We start from the raw sequence: 16,044 nt of genomic DNA, 5'->3' as shown, positions 1-16,044 counted from the left end.
GACATAACGTTTATCTGCCCATAAATTTCGGTTTCCTTTTTTCCGCAAAGGCAGCCATGCCTTCTTTTTGATCATAGGTTGAGAAGCAAGCCGCGAAACACTCGATTTCATAATCCAACCCGCTTTCAAGATCCAAACTGACACTCTGGTTCAGGGCCACTTTAGCCATATTCAAGGCAAAGCCGCTCTTCTCAGCGAGACTATAAGCCAGTTTTTTAGCTTCACTGATCAGTAACTCCGCCGCTACGACCTTGTTGACCAAGCCTATGTTCAGGGCTTCCTGGGCATCAATGATTCTTCCGGTTAAGACCAGATCTTTAGCTCTGGCCAAACCCACCAGATTAGTCAGACGCTGAGTTCCTCCGCCGCCGGGTATGATACCCAGGTTGATTTCCGGTTGACCGAACCTGGCATTCTCAGCGGCAATCCGGAAGTCACAGCACATAGCCACCTCGCAGCCGCCACCCAGAGCAAATCCGTTAACCGCCGCTATCACCGGTTTGCTCAGAGAGGCTATCTTATCCTGGGCTGCTTTGACAGCCAGGGCCAGTTTACGCCCTTCAAGAGTGGTCATCTTCTGCATTTGGCTGATGTCTGCCCCGGCAGCAAAGGCTTTTTTACCGCTGCCGGTTAAAATCACCGCCTGAACTGTATCGTCTGCCTCCAGTTCGGCAAAGATTCTGCCAAGTTCATTAAAAACTTGGCCGTTAAGGGCATTCATAACCTCAGCCCGGTTAATTACTACAATGGCCACGCCTTCCTCCTGCTCACAGAGAAGGGACGTGTATTCCTGATTTTCCATGACATCACCACCTGCTCCTTTATAGTCTTGGCGAGCTGGACCAGCTCCTTGAACCGGACGGGTATTAACCCTTTAAAACGACTTTCAGAGCGTTATCCACCCGGTTTTCAAAAAGTTCATATCCTTTCATGATTTCAGTGAAGGGTAAAACATGAGATATGAGAAAGTTAGTGTTTATTTGGCCATCTTTAATCAGCTCAATGAGTAAATTCATATGGGTAACCTCTACCAGTCCCATCTTCACCGACAGGTTCCTGCGCCAGTGTTGATTAATGGGGAAATCCACCCCCATGGTATATACCCCCAGAAGGGAGACTGTTCCTCCCGGCCGTATATAGCGGAAAGCAGCTTCAAAGCTTGTTTTGCTGCCCACTGCTTCGATGACCACATCAGCCCCCCGGTTATCCGTCAGATCTTTGATGACTTTAAGGGGCTCTTCTGATTGAGGGTTAATGGCCTTATCAGCTATTCCCTGGTTTAAAGCAATACCTAAGCGGTGATTGTCCAAATCAACAGCAATGATCTGCTCAGCTCCAAACAAACGGGCAGAGATCATGGCACACATACCCACCGGTCCGGAGCCAATCACCACAACTGTGTCGCCGGCTTTTATTTCACCGCGCTCGGCCCCGTAATAACCGGTGGACAGTATATCTCCCACGAAGAGAACATCCTCATCAGACAAAGTATCCGGTATTTTATGCATGACCCTGGAGGCGAAAGGAACTCTCACATACTCCGCATGGGCTCCTCTGTTATCGAGTTTTCCCGAGCCGCCGAAGACACTGCCCTGGGGGCATTGGGAGTGAATGCCTTTTTGACAATAAAAGCACTCCCCGCAGCTGAAGACACAGGCCACCGCAACCCTATCCCCGGTCTTGAAGTTGCTGACCTGCCCGCCAACCTGCTCAACGATACCCACAAATTCATGCCCGATGATATTGCCGGGTTTAACTCCCATGGTTTCGCCGTGATGCTTGATATGGATATCCGAACCACAGATTGTGGAGGTCGTTACCCGCACCAGGGCATCACCGGGGTTAATGATCTGTGGGCGGGGAACCGACTCAAACCTGAGATCATCATTGCCGTGAAAGACGACGGCCTTCATATAATCCATCTTTGTTCACCCCTTTTACCTTTAGCAACTCAATTAAACGGTCATTTTCCGATTATGGTTTTTCCATATTATTAATAATCAAAGGCTTCAACGGGAATGTCGATTGCCGAAGTATCACCATTCTTAATAATGTTGGCCATGGTCATCACATTGGGAACCACATTACCCAAATAGTACTTGGCCGCTGCTACTTTACCGGCATAGAAAGCATAGTCATAATGATCCCGACCCAATTCTTTAATCCTTTTTTCGGCCAGGAGAGCCTGGTCGAGAATCAGACTGCCGGCATATAACTGGGCCGTAGCTGTCAGGATTCTGCGGGAGTAAAGGGGAATCATTTCCGGCCGGTTCTCACTCTTATATGCTTGCATGGCCGCTTGGATCTCTCCATAGGCCTCAAGGGCCTGACGGAGAATTTCAAACTCTCCCCGGAAGTCCTGATTGCTCTGGTTGCTGACGCAGAATTCTCTGATGCTTTGTAAAAACCGGGCAAAGACCTCCCCTTTCTCCAGTGACCATTTGCGTCCCACCAGATCCATAGACTGGATAAAGTTCGTTCCTTCCCAAATAGAATAGATCTTGACATCCCTGGCTATCTGGCTGATGGGATATTCGTTCATGTAACCATATCCGCCATAGGTCTGCAGGGCTTCCCCGATTAACCACCATGCTTCATCACTGGTATAGGCTTTACAAAGGGGAGTAGCCACCTCAATGAGCTCAGAGGCTTTTTTGCGGATTTCCGGATCCGGATCACGATGGCGTACATCAAACGCAAAAAATGTCTTGTACATCATGGCCCGGATGGCCTCCATATGCGCCTTGCCCATGAGAAGGGTTCTTTTGATATCCTCATGTCTGATAATCGCCACCCGGTCGCCCTTGGGATCCGCAGCCAGCCGGCCCTGAATTCTTTCCTGGCAATAGTCCCTGGCATTGTAAAAGGCATTACACAGACTGGAGAGGGCGGAGAGTCCTGTTTCCAAACGGGCTAAATTCATCATTTGGAACATTTGGGCCATGCCGTTTCCTTTGCCTTCATTCTCCAGAGGATTGACACCCAGCAGCCAGCCCCGGCAACCATTATTTTCACCGAAGGTCAGGGAAGCGGTAATAGAGCCCAGCAGGCCCATTTTATGTTCTATGCCGGTGGTCTGAACATCATTATCTTCGAGACTGCCATCCTCGTTAACCCAGTACTTGGGGACAATAAACAGAGAAATCCCAGCAGTTCCGGGTCTGGCTCCTTCCACCCTGCCCAGAAACAGATGAATTATATTCTCTGTGAAGTCATTGTCACCGCCGGTAATAAAAATCTTGCTGCCCTTAATTTTAAAGATTCCGGGGTCAGCGGTGGCATAAGCTTTGGAGGTGATATCCCCCACATCCGACCCGGCACCGGGCTCAGTCAGACACATGGTCCCGGACCAGCTGCCATCCATCATCTTCGCTAAAAACATCTTTTTAAGTTTCTCATCCCCAAAGGTCTGAATTAAATTGGCAGATCCATCCGTAAGCTCAATATAAGGTGTCAGGGACGGATTGGCCGCTCCGATCAGCTCCCAGATCATAGCGTACAAAATATGAGGCAGGACCATGGCGTCCTCGTCCTCACTGATGTTGCTGGTTCCCCAGCCTTCCTGCTGCAAACGTTTAAACAGCTCCCCCATCCCGGTCGGGGAAATGACCTTGCCATTCTCAAACTTAGCCGGATTTTTGATAACTTCTTCCGCTACCGGTTCCACCACTTGTTTGCATAATTTGAGGATGGGATCCAAAATTAACCCTATCTCTTCCTTGGCATAGTAGTCTTTGAATTGGTCATAATTAAAGATTTCTTCGCTGGGAAGCCATTCTTGCAAAATGAACTGCAGATCCCTGGTATTTTTATAAGCGAAATTTGCTCCCATTTTTCCTTACACCTTCTTATTATGTTAATATTTACACTAATACCTTTTTCCTGGCACTGATCTTGTATCCACCGCCCACACCGGCGATTGGGCAAGCCCCGGAATGCTGCGGTGACGAAGACACTGTCTTCGCACGAATTAGCTTTTCTTGCAGGATGTGGAGAATCTGCCCGACCCGGAGCACTCTCTTTTTCACCCTCTGCCGGTGCGCTTCAGCGGCATGAAGGGCTATCCTGAAAAAAGCCTCCTGGGGTTAGAAAGGAGGTCGTTCTACTGTCTGGCTCTGGGGCGGAGCGCTTATCTGCACGCGTCTGCGAGTTCTGCCGCTGGCTCGCTGGACGGTTCGCGAGCGCGTCCGAACCTCTGGGTATTTCTGCATGTGAACCTGCGGCGCGCTACGGGGACGCGAACCGTCTGCGCTCGCCTTAGCGCGGCTCCACTGACGCATCCGCTTAGCAGACAAGCGCTCCTTCAGCCAGTTTGTTGGGAATGTAAGCAGAACTTTAGGGGGAGGCTGGTAAGGCTTCGTGGAATCTTTTTCATCTTCTGATGGTGCTGCGTCAGCAGCATAGGCATCTATCCTGAAAAATTTTACAAACCCAAAAACATTACCCTAACAAGCCCAGAACCATGCAGCAAGCGAACCCCAGTCCCGAAAGCCAGGGCAGCTTCGTCCACAGAAGCGAACCCATCGCATGGAGAGGCGGTAAAGGCCCACAAGACAGTGCGGGGACACGGAGCCACGGGTTCACATCAGGTATTACCCTGAGGTTTGGCGGAGTCCCGCACCGGCGAGTGGGCGAGCCTCGGAGTGCTGGGCGAGCGGATGTGGGCGAAGCTGCCCGACCCGGATACGGCCCCTTATCCACTGGCGTCACGGCGGCGTGAGCCTCTAATCACATAACTCAACGATCACTGCTCCCGCCGGCCCCCCGCCGGAGCACAAAGAAGCACACCCATACTGAACCCCACGTCTTCTCATTTCATAAACCAGCGACACGACCAGTCTTACTCCCGTACACCCGGTGGGATGTCCCAGACCAATCCCGGAACCATTAGCGTTTACCATATCCATATCTATCTTCAGTTCGCGATTGCAGGCCAGCCACTGGGCCGCAAAAGCCTCATTGATTTCGTAATATCCAATTTGCTCTTGAGTTAAGCCGGCATATTTAAGCGCCCGGGGGATAGCATAAACCGGACCGATCCCCATAATGCTGGCATCAACCCCATAATTGGCAGTAGCTGCTACCTTGGCTAGAGGTTTCAAACCCAGCTCGGCTGCCTTTTCCTTGGTCATGATGATCAGGGCAGCGCCTCCGTCATTCAGACCTGAAGCATTTCCCGCCGTAACCGTGCCATCCTTTAAAAAAACAGGCGACATTCTAGCCAGTGATTCCTTACTTATGTCGGCGCGGGGATGCTCATCCGTATCAACTATTTTGGTTCCCTTTTTGGAGCTGATCTCAATAGGAATAATCTCTTCTTTAAACTTGCCTGCCTGAGTGGCCTGAACCGCACGAGTGTGGCTGATAAAGGCCAGTTCATCCTGTTCCTCACGGGAAATGTTATACTTTTTCTGGAGGTTTTCGGCAGTAATGCCCATATGATATCCCATGATGCCGCATTGCAGACCGTCGTAAATCATGGAATCCCAAGGGCCATCGTTGCCGTGAAACATCCGGTATCCCTCTCTGGCTTTGAATAGGTAGTAGGGAGCATTACTGAAACTCTCGATCCCCCCTACAAAAGCCGCCTCACTTTTACCCAGAAGGATATCGTGGTAGGCTATCTCCAGGGCGCGAATCCCTGAGGCGCACTGCTGGTTAACAGTTACGGCGTGGGCCCCTTGATCCATAGGGATGCCGCAATTATTCTGAACCTGACGAGCGGGGTTCCCTTTAGCGCCCCCCTGCAAAGTATGAGCTACAACCACTTCATCAATCACACCGGGATCAATCTTGAACTTCTCTAAGGCCCCTTTACCGCTGATTGTGCCTAACTCAACGGCTGTCAGCTTTTTTAAGCTTCCCTGGAAATCACCGATAGCAGTACGAGCTGCCGCGACAATGACTACTTCCCGATTCAAAATAACTCCCCCTCTAAATTCAATCAATCTTCTTTTTTGCCAACATTGCTGGGTCAAGGGAATTTGGATTATCATTTTAGTAATAGTTAAACGATTTTATTGGACCTTCTCCAGATCTTGTTTTTCTGGGCTTCTTTAATAAGTTCATCCCTAAAGTCTGGATGGGCTACCTTAATTAATTCTTCTGCTCTTTCCCAGGTACTGAGCCCTTTGAGTATTTTGGTTATGCCATACTCGGTGACTACATAGCTGATTAAACTTCTGGGAACTGTGGCTATTCCGCCCGGAGTTAAAATGGGTTTTATTCTGGATATCAGCTCGCCATTCTTATTGGTCGTAGTTGAACTCAGACAGATGAACCCTTTGCCGCCTTTTGATTTGTAGGCTCCGAAATGAAAATCCAATTGCCCCCCAGTACCTGATATCTGCCTGATTCCTGAGGATTCCGAACAGATTTGCCCGTAAAGATCGATCTCCAAGGAGTTGTTAATGGAGACTACTTTGTCATTTTGGGCAATGATATAGGGATTGTTGGTATAATCAGCGGGAAAACTGGCACAAGCAGGGTTGTCATCCATGAAATCATAAAGCCGCTGGGTGCCCATAGCGAAGGTATAGACTATTTTCCCCTGATCCAAGGTTTTTCTGGCCCCGGTGATTTTTCCTGCTTCATACATATCCACCATGGATTCCACCAGCATTTCCGTGTGGATCCCTATGTCCTTGAGATCGGATTCGGCGATCAGTTTGCCAATGGTATTGGGCATTCCGCCGATCCCTAACTGGAGGCAGGCGCCGTCTTCAATCTTTTCCATAATCAGGGCGGCAATTGCCTTGTCTGCTTCACTTACCCGGGCAGGAGGAATCTCAATCAGCGGCTTATTGTCCCCTTCCACGATGAAATCAACTTTGGAAATGTGGACAGCCTCTTTAACTCCCCCCAAACACCTGGGTATAGAGGTATTCACTTCCACAATGACCTTTTTCGCGACGGCTAAAACATTGGGAGTTACTGAATTGGACACACCCAGATTAAAGTAACCATGTTTATCCATAGGTGCTACCTTTAACAGAGCAACGTCCACGGGTATGGTGCCCAAGCCGTAGTAACTGCCGCATTCATGGTAGGTAATCGGCAGGTGGTAGCCCATATCCTGGTCATGTAATTTGCGGGTCGCCCCGCTCATAAAGGATTCATGCAGGATAAAGTGCTCTTTTTCTGGATCTGACAGCACCGTTTTCGGGGGAAATAAATTGGATACGGTTCTGATCACTACGTCATACAGTTCATCCTTTCTCTGGGCCAATGCTTCGTCTAAAACGTGAGAAGCCATGGCAAACTCACCATAGTGAACAGTGTCTCCCGACTTGACGACCTTTACCGCCTCTGCGGCTGATCTAAGTTTGCTCCGGTATTCCTGCAGATAGCTCATATTTACCTCACTCCAATCTAAAGAAACCTTATTTGCCTTTAAATTCCGGTTTTCTTTTTTCCAGGAAGGCATTCATTCCTTCCTTTTGATCCTCAGTAGCAAACAATAAAGCCCATACCTTTTGCTCATAGAGCAGGCCTGAGGATAAACTGCTGTTTGCTCCGTTATTGATACAGCTCTTGGCCAATCTCATCGCCACGGGGGATTTGGCGGCTAATTCCAAGGCTAATTCCCTGGCCCTGGTCATCAGTTGCCCGGCAGGAAGGATTTCTGTGACCAGACCGATCTTCAGGGCTAAATCCGCCTTGATAATCCTCCCGGTCATAATCAAATAGTTGGCCCACCCTGGGCCGACGACCCGGCTAAGCCTCTGAGTACCGCCTGCACCAGGGATGATACCCAGGTTAATTTCCGGTTGACCGAACTTGGCATTATCTGCGGCTATGCGGATATCGCAGGCCAAGGCCAGCTCACATCCCCCACCCAGAGCCATTCCGAATATGGCGGCAATGACTGGTTTGTTGAAATTAGCGATCCTGTCATAGACTTTGTGTCCCAGGGCAATAAACTTCTCCATTTCCAGGGGTGCTGCCTGAGACATGAACTGAATATCCCCACCGGCAACAAAAACTTTCTCTCCCCCGGTAAGAATTAGTGCTCTTACCTTATCATCTCCTGAAATCTCATCCAGCAGTTCCGCCAATTCCTTTAATAACTCGCTGTTTGTGGCATTTAAAACCTTAGGGCGATTCAAGGTTATTATCCCTATGTTATCCTCGTTTTGATAAATTAAGTTTTTAAATTCACGCATAACTTTCCCTCATTACTTCTTGTAATCATAGAACCCTTTGCCGGTTTTTACACCCAAATGCCCCGCTCGAACTTTCTGCTTGAGAACCAGGGCCGGGCGGTATTTTGATTCGCCAAATTCTTTAAACAAATATTCCGTGACCTTTAGGACCACATCTAAACCCACTAAGTCGGCCAGAGCCAGCGGTCCCATGGGCAGGCCCGCTCCCAGCTTCATCGCCTTGTCGATTTCTTCCGCACTGGCCATACCCTCCTGGTAAACCAGGGCCGCCTCATTCACTAAGGGATTTAGAATGCGGTTAACTAAAAACCCCGGTGCCTCTTTGGTAATCACAGGTTCTTTACCGATTCTCTTGACCAGTTCCACAACAGCCTCTGTGGTACTCATACTGGTTTCCAGGCCGGGAATAACCTCAACCAGTTTCATGACGGTCACCGGATTGAAAAAATGCATACCCAGGATGCGGTCAGCCCTTTGGGTTGCAGCGGCTATTTCCGTGATGCTGAGAGCCGAAGTATTGGTTGCCAAAATTGCCTGTTCCTGGCAAATATCGGCCATGGCCTGAAAGACCTTTTGTTTGACCCCGATTTCTTCGACGATGGCTTCGACGACCAGGTCACAGTCCTTAAACCCGGACATATCCCCGCTGCATTCAAGCAAGGCTTCCCTGGCAGCCTTGACAGCATCATCGATCTTGCCTTTTTCTACTGCTTTCTGCCAGGACTTCTTAATTTTCCCCAAAGCAGCCTGCAGCATATTGCTGTCAATGTCAACCAACATTACTTTCAGCCCTGCTTCAGCAAAAACCTGGGCAATACCGGCTCCCATAGTTCCGGCACCTAAGACGCCTACTTGCTTAATTTCCATATAGTCTACCTCCAAACGATTAAAGGAAAATCTTTAGTTTTTCAGATATCACACTGATGGGGCTAAGCCCAAAAGGAATGACCTTCCGGGCCAAGCCCTCAACCCATGTCATAATTAATTGCAGCACCGAACTGAGCTAGTCAACTATAATGATATCTTTCGTTTCTTTCATAAAGTATCCGAAGATTGCACCTGCCGCATAGATCACGGATACTAATCCCAAGGCAAAACCCAGGCTGTATTTGCTGGCAATGCCACCCATCAAAAAAGGAGCTAAGGCGGACATCATTCTGCCGCTGGCATAGGCAAAAGCTGTTCCGATCCCGCGCACATTGGTGGGAAATTGTTCAGAAACAAAGGCTGCCAGTGGTCCCCAATAGCCGTAGGTTATAAAACCAAATACCCCTGCCATCCACAAGATAGCTGTTGGGCTGCTGAGGTTGATCCAGATCAGCATAACTGCCGCCGAGGCCAGTGATCCAAAAATAAAGTTTGCCCGACGTCCGACTTTATCCGCAAAATATCCATAAACATAATAACCGATAAAGCCCCCCACATTTAAAATCATCAAATAACCGCTCATGTCTTTTACATTCAGGCCCCGTTCTGCCGAAAGGTAGGCCGGAATCCACGATCCCGCTCCCCAGTAAGAGACCAGACAGCTTGCGCAAAGTCCGAAAGCCAATAAGGTGGTTTTCAGGTTGGCTCCTTTGAGCAGATCAGTCCAGGTTGCCGCCTTAACCTCCGCTTTGGAGACAGATTCTTTGCCTTGACTTTTGTTGATTTGGGCTTTTAACCAGGCTGGTGACTCCGGAACAAATACAGCGATATAGACTGCTGCAATCAAAGAAAGAATTCCTGAAAAGAAAAGGATCTGCCAACCATAGGTTGGAACCAAATAGGCATTTACGCCAAGAGCCAGAGCATAGCCCAGGGGCCAGCCGCTCTGCACTGCCGAAGTAGCCCGAGCCCTTTGTTCAGGAGGGAAGAATTCACTGATTAAAGCCGCACCAATAACCCATTCTCCCCCCAGCCCTATACCGGCTATAAATCTTAATAAGATTAATTGCGTATAATTTGTCGCGAATCCACACAAGAAGGTGAAAATACCAAACCAGGCCAGACACAGGATCAGCATCTTCTTGCGTCCAAATTTATCGATCATTGGTCCCCAAAGATAGCCGCTTAAGGCCGCGCCAAAGATAGTCGCTGTACTTATTAACCCGGCACTGGCTAAACTAATGCCCCAGGTTTTTACCAGCAAAGGAATAACCAGGGCCAGAACCATAAAGTCTTGAGCATCGAACATATAACCCAATATGGCACCGGTTAAGGCCTTATACTTATACTTAAGAGGATCAGCTATTATTTTTTGGTTATAGGATAATTCCGCCATCTCATTTCCTCCCAAAAAGTTCTTTTTAAACTCTCTTGAATCGCCCCACCACAAATTTCTTCACAACGAAATAAAGCCCAAGGTATAAGGCGAGGATCAGTATCTGTTTCCATCCTTCCATAGATTCCCTTCATCCTCCTTAAAAATCATGACGAGAGTATCTCTTCTCTGAGAACATGATAAGGTAACTCTATTTACAGACCATAACCCCTAAGCTTTCCCCCGCCAAAGCCCGCTGCTGTCTCCGGCAGACAATACCGACTTTTCAGAAAATTAAACCCATTCCTCCTTATTTCTTTTTTTGAGTTCTTAATCTGCATAAAGACGCTTTACCAGGCATTCCATCCTCCATCAACCAGCATCGTGTGTCCTACCATGAAGTTGGCCAGATCAGAGGCTAAAAACACTACCGGACCAACAATTTCCTCTATAGTTCCTAACCGCTTTATGGGAGTCCTGGCCATTATGTCATTAAAGCGTTCCTTATCCTTTCTCATATTAGCGGTAAGTTCTGTGGCGATATAGGCCGGTGCTACAGCATTAACGTTAATGTTGTGTTCGATTAACTCCAAGGCGAGTGCCTTTGTCAATTGATTGACTCCGCCCTTGCTGGCGGCATAGGCAGACAATCCCGGCATAGCAGTAAAGCCAAACATGGAACACATATTGATGATCTTTCCTGATTTTTGTTGGATCATGACCGGAGCTACGGCTCTGCAGCCTAGCCAGGATCCGGTGAGATTGATGTCAATAATTCGTTTCCAGTCCGCTACCTGCATATCTATACAATGGCTTTTTGCTGCGACGCCCGCATTATTTACTAAAATATCAATCCGGTTAAATTGCTTAACTACCTGCTCAACAAAGTCTTGAAACTGCTCAGCGTTGGTTACATCAACTGCCCTAAACTGAACGTTGCCGCCGTCAGCCATAATTTCCTGCGCGGTTTGCTGACCGATTTGTTCATTTATATCAGCGATTACCACTCCGGCTCCCAGGGAAGCCAGTCCGGCGGCAATCCCTTTCCCCAGGCCCATGGCTCCACCGGTTACGATGGCTACCTTACCGTCCAACCTCAGATCAAACTTCATTTTCTCAAGGCCTCCTAGATTAAACAGCCAATAATCCCCCGTCAATACTTAGGGTAATTCCGGTGCAATAACTTGATCCCGGGGAAGCAAGGAATAAGACTCCGGTCTTCAATTCATCTTCACTGCCCAAACGGTGCATAGGAATTAAGTGTTGAGAAATTTCTTCATGGTGCTCTTTGTTTCCGTCGCTTAATTGCGAGGGGAACCAGCCCGGAGCTATGGCATTGACGGTGATGTTGTATTTAGCCCACTTAACCGCTAAATCTCTGGTTAAACCTATGAGAGCAGCCTTACTCACCGGATAAGGCACGGCATCCATAATTTCAGTGAAGGTTCCCACAAAGGCTAAGTAGGAAGCTATGTTGATAATCCGCCCGTAGTTCTGTTTGGCCATGATCTGGCCGGCTTTTTGGGCCATTAGCCAAGCACCGGTCAAATTAGTTTCAATAACCTTATTCCATCCTTTTAGCGGAAGTTCTAAAGTTGGAGCACCCCAGGTCGTTCCCGAGTTGTTAATAAGAATATCAACTCTGCCGAACTCCTTCATGACCAAATCATATAGATCATCGATCATTTGAGTCTTTCTTAAATCCAGGGCAACGGCCAGCACACGCACTCCCAGTTCCTCTGCCATCTGGCTGGCAGCCTCCTGGCAACGCTCTAAATTTCGAGCTGCAATAACTAAATTAGCACCCGCTTCTCCCAGTGCATAAGCCATTTGCCTGCCGATTCCTGTTGCTCCTCCAGTTACGATGGCCACCTGGCCGGTTAAGTCCAATAATTCCCTGATATGTCTCACGTAGCTTCTCCCTCTTTCTGTAATTTCAGTTAAGCTATGGACTTGTACAGACTTGAATCACGCTCCTTTCCGGATAATTTGATCGGAATATTCGTACACTTTTTACTTTTTGCAATTCTTATGCCAAATTTAATTTATACATAGGCACTTAAAGAGTTTTATCAGAAACTAGTGATTAAAATTTGAAGATAACAAAAGTGAAGCATCAAAAACTATAAATATTTCCATAAACTGTTTATTATAGAAAAATGTCAAAACACAATATACAATTGATTCATGAATAATTATGGTACAATGTTTAATAGTGTCCTATTATGCTACAACCATAGGTCAGACTATTGTAGCATCTTGGTACAATGATAGTGCTTCATCGCCGCTCCCGCTTCAGTTAAATACATCAGCCCAAAGATTTTAAGTTCTATTACGCTTACCCATAGTCACCAACTCTTCTGCCATAGTGGCGATATGGCTTAACGCTTTCGTCAATTCCAGTACCCCTTGGGACTGGTTCTCACTTACAAGAGCTAATTGATTGACAGATTCGATGAGTAATGAGACTGAATTATAAACTCTGTCAATGTCTGCTTCAATCCCTGTTGCAGAAGTTTTCGTAGTATCAGATAATTTTCGAACTTCCTCGGCAACCACGGCAAACCCACGTCCATGCTCCCCTACGCGGGCAGCTTCAATGGAGGCATTAATGCCCAGGATATTGCTTTGTTGGGAAATCCTTTTAATAGTTGTCGTAATTTCAGTTACATTGTTTAATTTCTCGTTGACATTCACCGTCTCAGTTTCCATGTATCTTGCCGTCGCAGCCAGTTCTTCACCTTGGGCCGACAGCTCTTCTGAAGAAGCGTAAAGTTCCTCGACAGCCGACATTATTTCTTCCCCAACTTCAACTAACGAATCAACTTGCTTGGTTGAACGCATAATCGTCATAGCACCTTGTAATATATCCCCGTCCATAATTGGACAGGATATGGCAACATAGGGCACTCCAAATTGTGATTGGTCTTTATTGACATAACCAATTTGGCGTTTTCGGGTTTGGATTGCCTTATAACTTACGGTGTTTTTATACATTTCCAAGGGATCCCCTGTCTTGATTCCAAAATCCAGGCTCGGATGCGGAAAGTAACCCCGACAAGCTGTGTCATCCATAACCGATATAGAAATATCTTCTTCAAACCAATTCTGTAACTCCGCTGCTATGTCAAGTACGCTTTTCAATTTCATCGATTACACTCCTCAAACGTGTTCTATAGTCCGCGCCACTAATTGACACTCTTTCAATTGCACTAAAAATCATTTGACAAATGGCGCTTCAAATGATATGCAATGATTAATTGCATATCATTTGAAACAAATCCACACAAAATCAATATCTTCTTGCGTCCATACTTATCCGTCATTGGAATATTCCGATACCTTTTATTTATTGCAATTTTTATGCCAAGGTTAATTAATACATTTAACTTAAAGAGGCCAATAAAAACGTTTATTGAAGGATTCTTGCCTTATGAAAAATTCAGATTTATTGTACAATAACAATAATCCACAGATTATTCAGAATTGTCGGATTGGAGGAAGTGTTTTGCAGAATAAAACAAACCGCTTCGAAATGTTACGGCTCTGGGAGAAATTGAATAAAGGCCAATTTGATCCCGCTATTTCTATTCATAAATACATTTATCAATCCTGGGAACGAAGTAAACAATACAAGGTGGACCCTTTTAAATCTACAAACACGGATATTCTCCATAAAGAAGCTTTTAACCAATTGCTTAGTTCCAATCATTTCTTATTAAATTTAGCTGCCCCTTCCATGGAAGACATCTACAATTACACAAAAGGATCAAGTTTTTGTGTCGCCTTAAGTGACAAAGATGGTACACTTCTCAAAGTAATTGGCGACACTGAAGAACTGGCCTTTACAAATTACAGTAATTTCAGCGAAGGTTCAAATTGGTCTGAAAAGGTAATGGGCACAAATTCAATAGGACTGGCCCTGGCTCTCGATCAGCCTGTTCAAGTTTATGGGTATGAGCATTATTGCAAATGTGCGGCTCTTTCAACTTGTTCGGCGGCTCCGATTCACAACGAGTACGGAGATATTATTGGTGTGCTGGATCTCACAGGTCCTTACAAGCATGTTAATATTCATACATTGGGAATAGTTGTTGCTGCCACAAGTGCTATTGAACGAAAAATTCTTCTTGAAAAAGCCTATAATGAAGTAAACCTTGCCAATTCATTAAAACAAACTGTTATGGAATCAATATCCGAAGGTATTATAGTCATCGATGAAAATAAACGAGTTATTCATATCAATAAACGTGCCGGTCATCTTTTAGGTATCGATACTAAAGAGAATTTAGGCCTGGACATAGAGCGTATGCTGCCAAATAATTCATATTTCATAAATCTAATTACTTCCTGCAAGCACATTTATGGAGAATCCGTACTTATCAAAACTCAAAAAGGCAAAAAGAAATTCATGATCAACTGTACCCCTCTTGTCAATGAAATAAATAATCAGAAAATAGGTTCCGTCTGTGTGTTCCACGAATTGCACAGCGTCGTCAGTAAAATCATGAGGCCCAGATCCACCATAACCTTTGATAGTCTGATTGGCAAAAGCAGCACCTTCCAATTAGCGTTAGAGCAAGCAAAAATGGCCTCTGAAACAGATTCAAATGTGCTTTTGCTCGGTGAAAGCGGTGTTGGCAAAGAATTATTTGCCCATGCCATTCACAATGCCAGTAAACGAACTAAGGAAACATTCATTACCGTTAATTGTGGGGCTATTCCCAGAGAACTGATTTCCAGTGAACTATTTGGCTATGAGGAAGGGGCTTTTACCGGAGCCCGCAAAGGAGGGCATCCGGGAAAATTCGAATTGGCTGATCAAGGTACTTTATTTCTGGATGAAATCGGAGAAATGCCTATCGATCTTCAAACGTCGCTTCTCAGAGTTTTAGAGGATAAAACTATAACACGAGTAGGCGGTCATCTGAGCATTCCGACTAATATACGCCTGATTAGTGCTACCAATAAAAATTTATTAGAGGAAATCAAACATCACAATTTTCGCAATGACTTATACTTCAGGCTTAATGTAATATCAATTACTATTCCATCCCTTCGAAACAGAAAAGGTGATATTCCCATTCTGGCAGACCATTTTATGAGAACCATTTCCGCCAGGGTTGGAAAGAAGATTGATAAAATTGAACCGAACTTAATTGATATTCTCTTAGAGTATGATTGGCCCGGAAATATCCGGGAATTGAGTAATGTCATTGAACGCGCAATCAACTTATCGCGCAATAATACGTTAACTATTGACTTACTGCCGCCTGAGATATACCAGAGATCATCAGGCAGCCATCTTTCCTTGTGGAGAAATACCCCTACCAAAGAAGATGTGGAAGAACAACTTATCAGAAACTACTTGTCAAAATTTGAAGATAACAAAAGTGAAGTGGCAAAGGCTTTAAACATTTCAAGAAGTTGTTTATATAGGAAAATGTCTAAATACAATATAAAATAACTTCACAAATAACCATGGGACAAATGTTTAATCGTGTCCTATTATGCTACAACCATTGGGCGAACAACTATAATCTTGCGAAAGTCAGACTTAAACCATCCCTCCCAGAGGATAAAACCCAAAGTAGTCCACTTGAGCGTTGATTACTTTGGGCTTTTGCTTTCTACTTC

The 16,044-nt window shown here is 46.1% G+C and carries 13 protein-coding genes; 1 reads left to right on the top strand and 12 read right to left on the bottom strand.

Annotated features, from left to right (window positions below):
• Positions 1-10: 10 nt before the first annotated feature.
• The 12 genes from DESYODRAFT_RS11325 to DESYODRAFT_RS29540 all read right to left on the bottom strand — a co-directional run bounded on the left by DESYODRAFT_RS11325 (position 11) and on the right by DESYODRAFT_RS29540 (position 13,557).
• Positions 11-802 carry an enoyl-CoA hydratase/isomerase family protein gene (locus DESYODRAFT_RS11325; protein WP_007783104.1) on the bottom strand — a complete coding sequence of 264 codons (792 nt, stop codon included), beginning with the start codon at positions 800-802 and terminating at the stop codon, positions 11-13.
• Positions 803-866: 64 nt separating this feature from the next.
• Positions 867-1,922 carry an alcohol dehydrogenase gene (locus DESYODRAFT_RS11320; RefSeq protein ID WP_007783102.1) on the bottom strand — a complete coding sequence of 352 codons (1,056 nt, stop codon included), beginning with the start codon at positions 1,920-1,922 and terminating at the stop codon, positions 867-869.
• 71 nt (positions 1,923-1,993) lie between these two features.
• The gene (locus DESYODRAFT_RS11315) at positions 1,994-3,832 is read right to left on the bottom strand and encodes an acyl-CoA dehydrogenase family protein (protein ID WP_007783100.1); all 1,839 of its coding nucleotides are present in this window, start codon (positions 3,830-3,832) and stop codon (positions 1,994-1,996) included.
• 31 nt (positions 3,833-3,863) lie between these two features.
• Positions 3,864-4,016, bottom strand: coding sequence for a hypothetical protein (locus DESYODRAFT_RS28160; RefSeq protein WP_169315920.1), 153 nt, complete (start codon positions 4,014-4,016; stop codon positions 3,864-3,866).
• Between the two features lie 708 nt (positions 4,017-4,724).
• Positions 4,725-5,921 (bottom strand): thiolase family protein, encoded by a 1,197-nt coding sequence (locus DESYODRAFT_RS11310; protein ID WP_007783098.1) that lies wholly within the window; start codon positions 5,919-5,921, stop codon positions 4,725-4,727.
• An 86-nt stretch (positions 5,922-6,007) separates the two neighbouring features.
• Positions 6,008-7,354 carry an acetyl-CoA hydrolase/transferase family protein gene (locus DESYODRAFT_RS11305; protein WP_042339629.1) on the bottom strand — a complete coding sequence of 449 codons (1,347 nt, stop codon included), beginning with the start codon at positions 7,352-7,354 and terminating at the stop codon, positions 6,008-6,010.
• Between the two features lie 28 nt (positions 7,355-7,382).
• Entirely contained in the window at positions 7,383-8,165 is a 783-nt protein-coding gene (locus tag DESYODRAFT_RS11300) for an enoyl-CoA hydratase/isomerase family protein (RefSeq protein WP_007783094.1), read from the bottom strand.
• A gap of 12 nt (positions 8,166-8,177) precedes the next feature.
• Positions 8,178-9,032 (bottom strand): 3-hydroxyacyl-CoA dehydrogenase family protein, encoded by an 855-nt coding sequence (locus DESYODRAFT_RS11295; protein WP_007783092.1) that lies wholly within the window; start codon positions 9,030-9,032, stop codon positions 8,178-8,180.
• Between the two features lie 136 nt (positions 9,033-9,168).
• Positions 9,169-10,428: an MFS transporter gene (locus DESYODRAFT_RS11290; RefSeq protein ID WP_007783090.1), complete on the bottom strand. Its 1,260-nt coding sequence runs from the start codon at positions 10,426-10,428 to the stop codon at positions 9,169-9,171.
• A 329-nt stretch (positions 10,429-10,757) separates the two neighbouring features.
• Positions 10,758-11,519: an SDR family NAD(P)-dependent oxidoreductase gene (locus tag DESYODRAFT_RS11285; protein ID WP_007783088.1), complete on the bottom strand. Its 762-nt coding sequence runs from the start codon at positions 11,517-11,519 to the stop codon at positions 10,758-10,760.
• A 19-nt stretch (positions 11,520-11,538) separates the two neighbouring features.
• Positions 11,539-12,318 carry an SDR family oxidoreductase gene (locus DESYODRAFT_RS11280; RefSeq protein WP_007783086.1) on the bottom strand — a complete coding sequence of 260 codons (780 nt, stop codon included), beginning with the start codon at positions 12,316-12,318 and terminating at the stop codon, positions 11,539-11,541.
• A gap of 411 nt (positions 12,319-12,729) precedes the next feature.
• A complete protein-coding gene (locus DESYODRAFT_RS29540; protein WP_007783084.1) occupies positions 12,730-13,557 on the bottom strand; it encodes a methyl-accepting chemotaxis protein in 828 nt (275 codons plus the stop codon).
• Positions 13,558-13,840: 283 nt separating this feature from the next.
• Between DESYODRAFT_RS29540 and DESYODRAFT_RS11270 the strand changes: the two genes are divergently transcribed.
• A complete protein-coding gene (locus DESYODRAFT_RS11270) occupies positions 13,841-15,874 on the top strand; it encodes a sigma-54-dependent Fis family transcriptional regulator (RefSeq protein ID WP_007783083.1) in 2,034 nt (677 codons plus the stop codon).
• Positions 15,875-16,044 lie beyond the last annotated feature (170 nt).

The sequence above is a fragment of the Desulfosporosinus youngiae DSM 17734 genome, from assembly GCF_000244895.1.
GTDB lineage: Bacteria > Bacillota > Desulfitobacteriia > Desulfitobacteriales > Desulfitobacteriaceae > Desulfosporosinus > Desulfosporosinus youngiae.
Note: the sequence above shows the minus strand (reverse complement) of the source record. Positions and strands in the feature narration are given on the sequence as shown.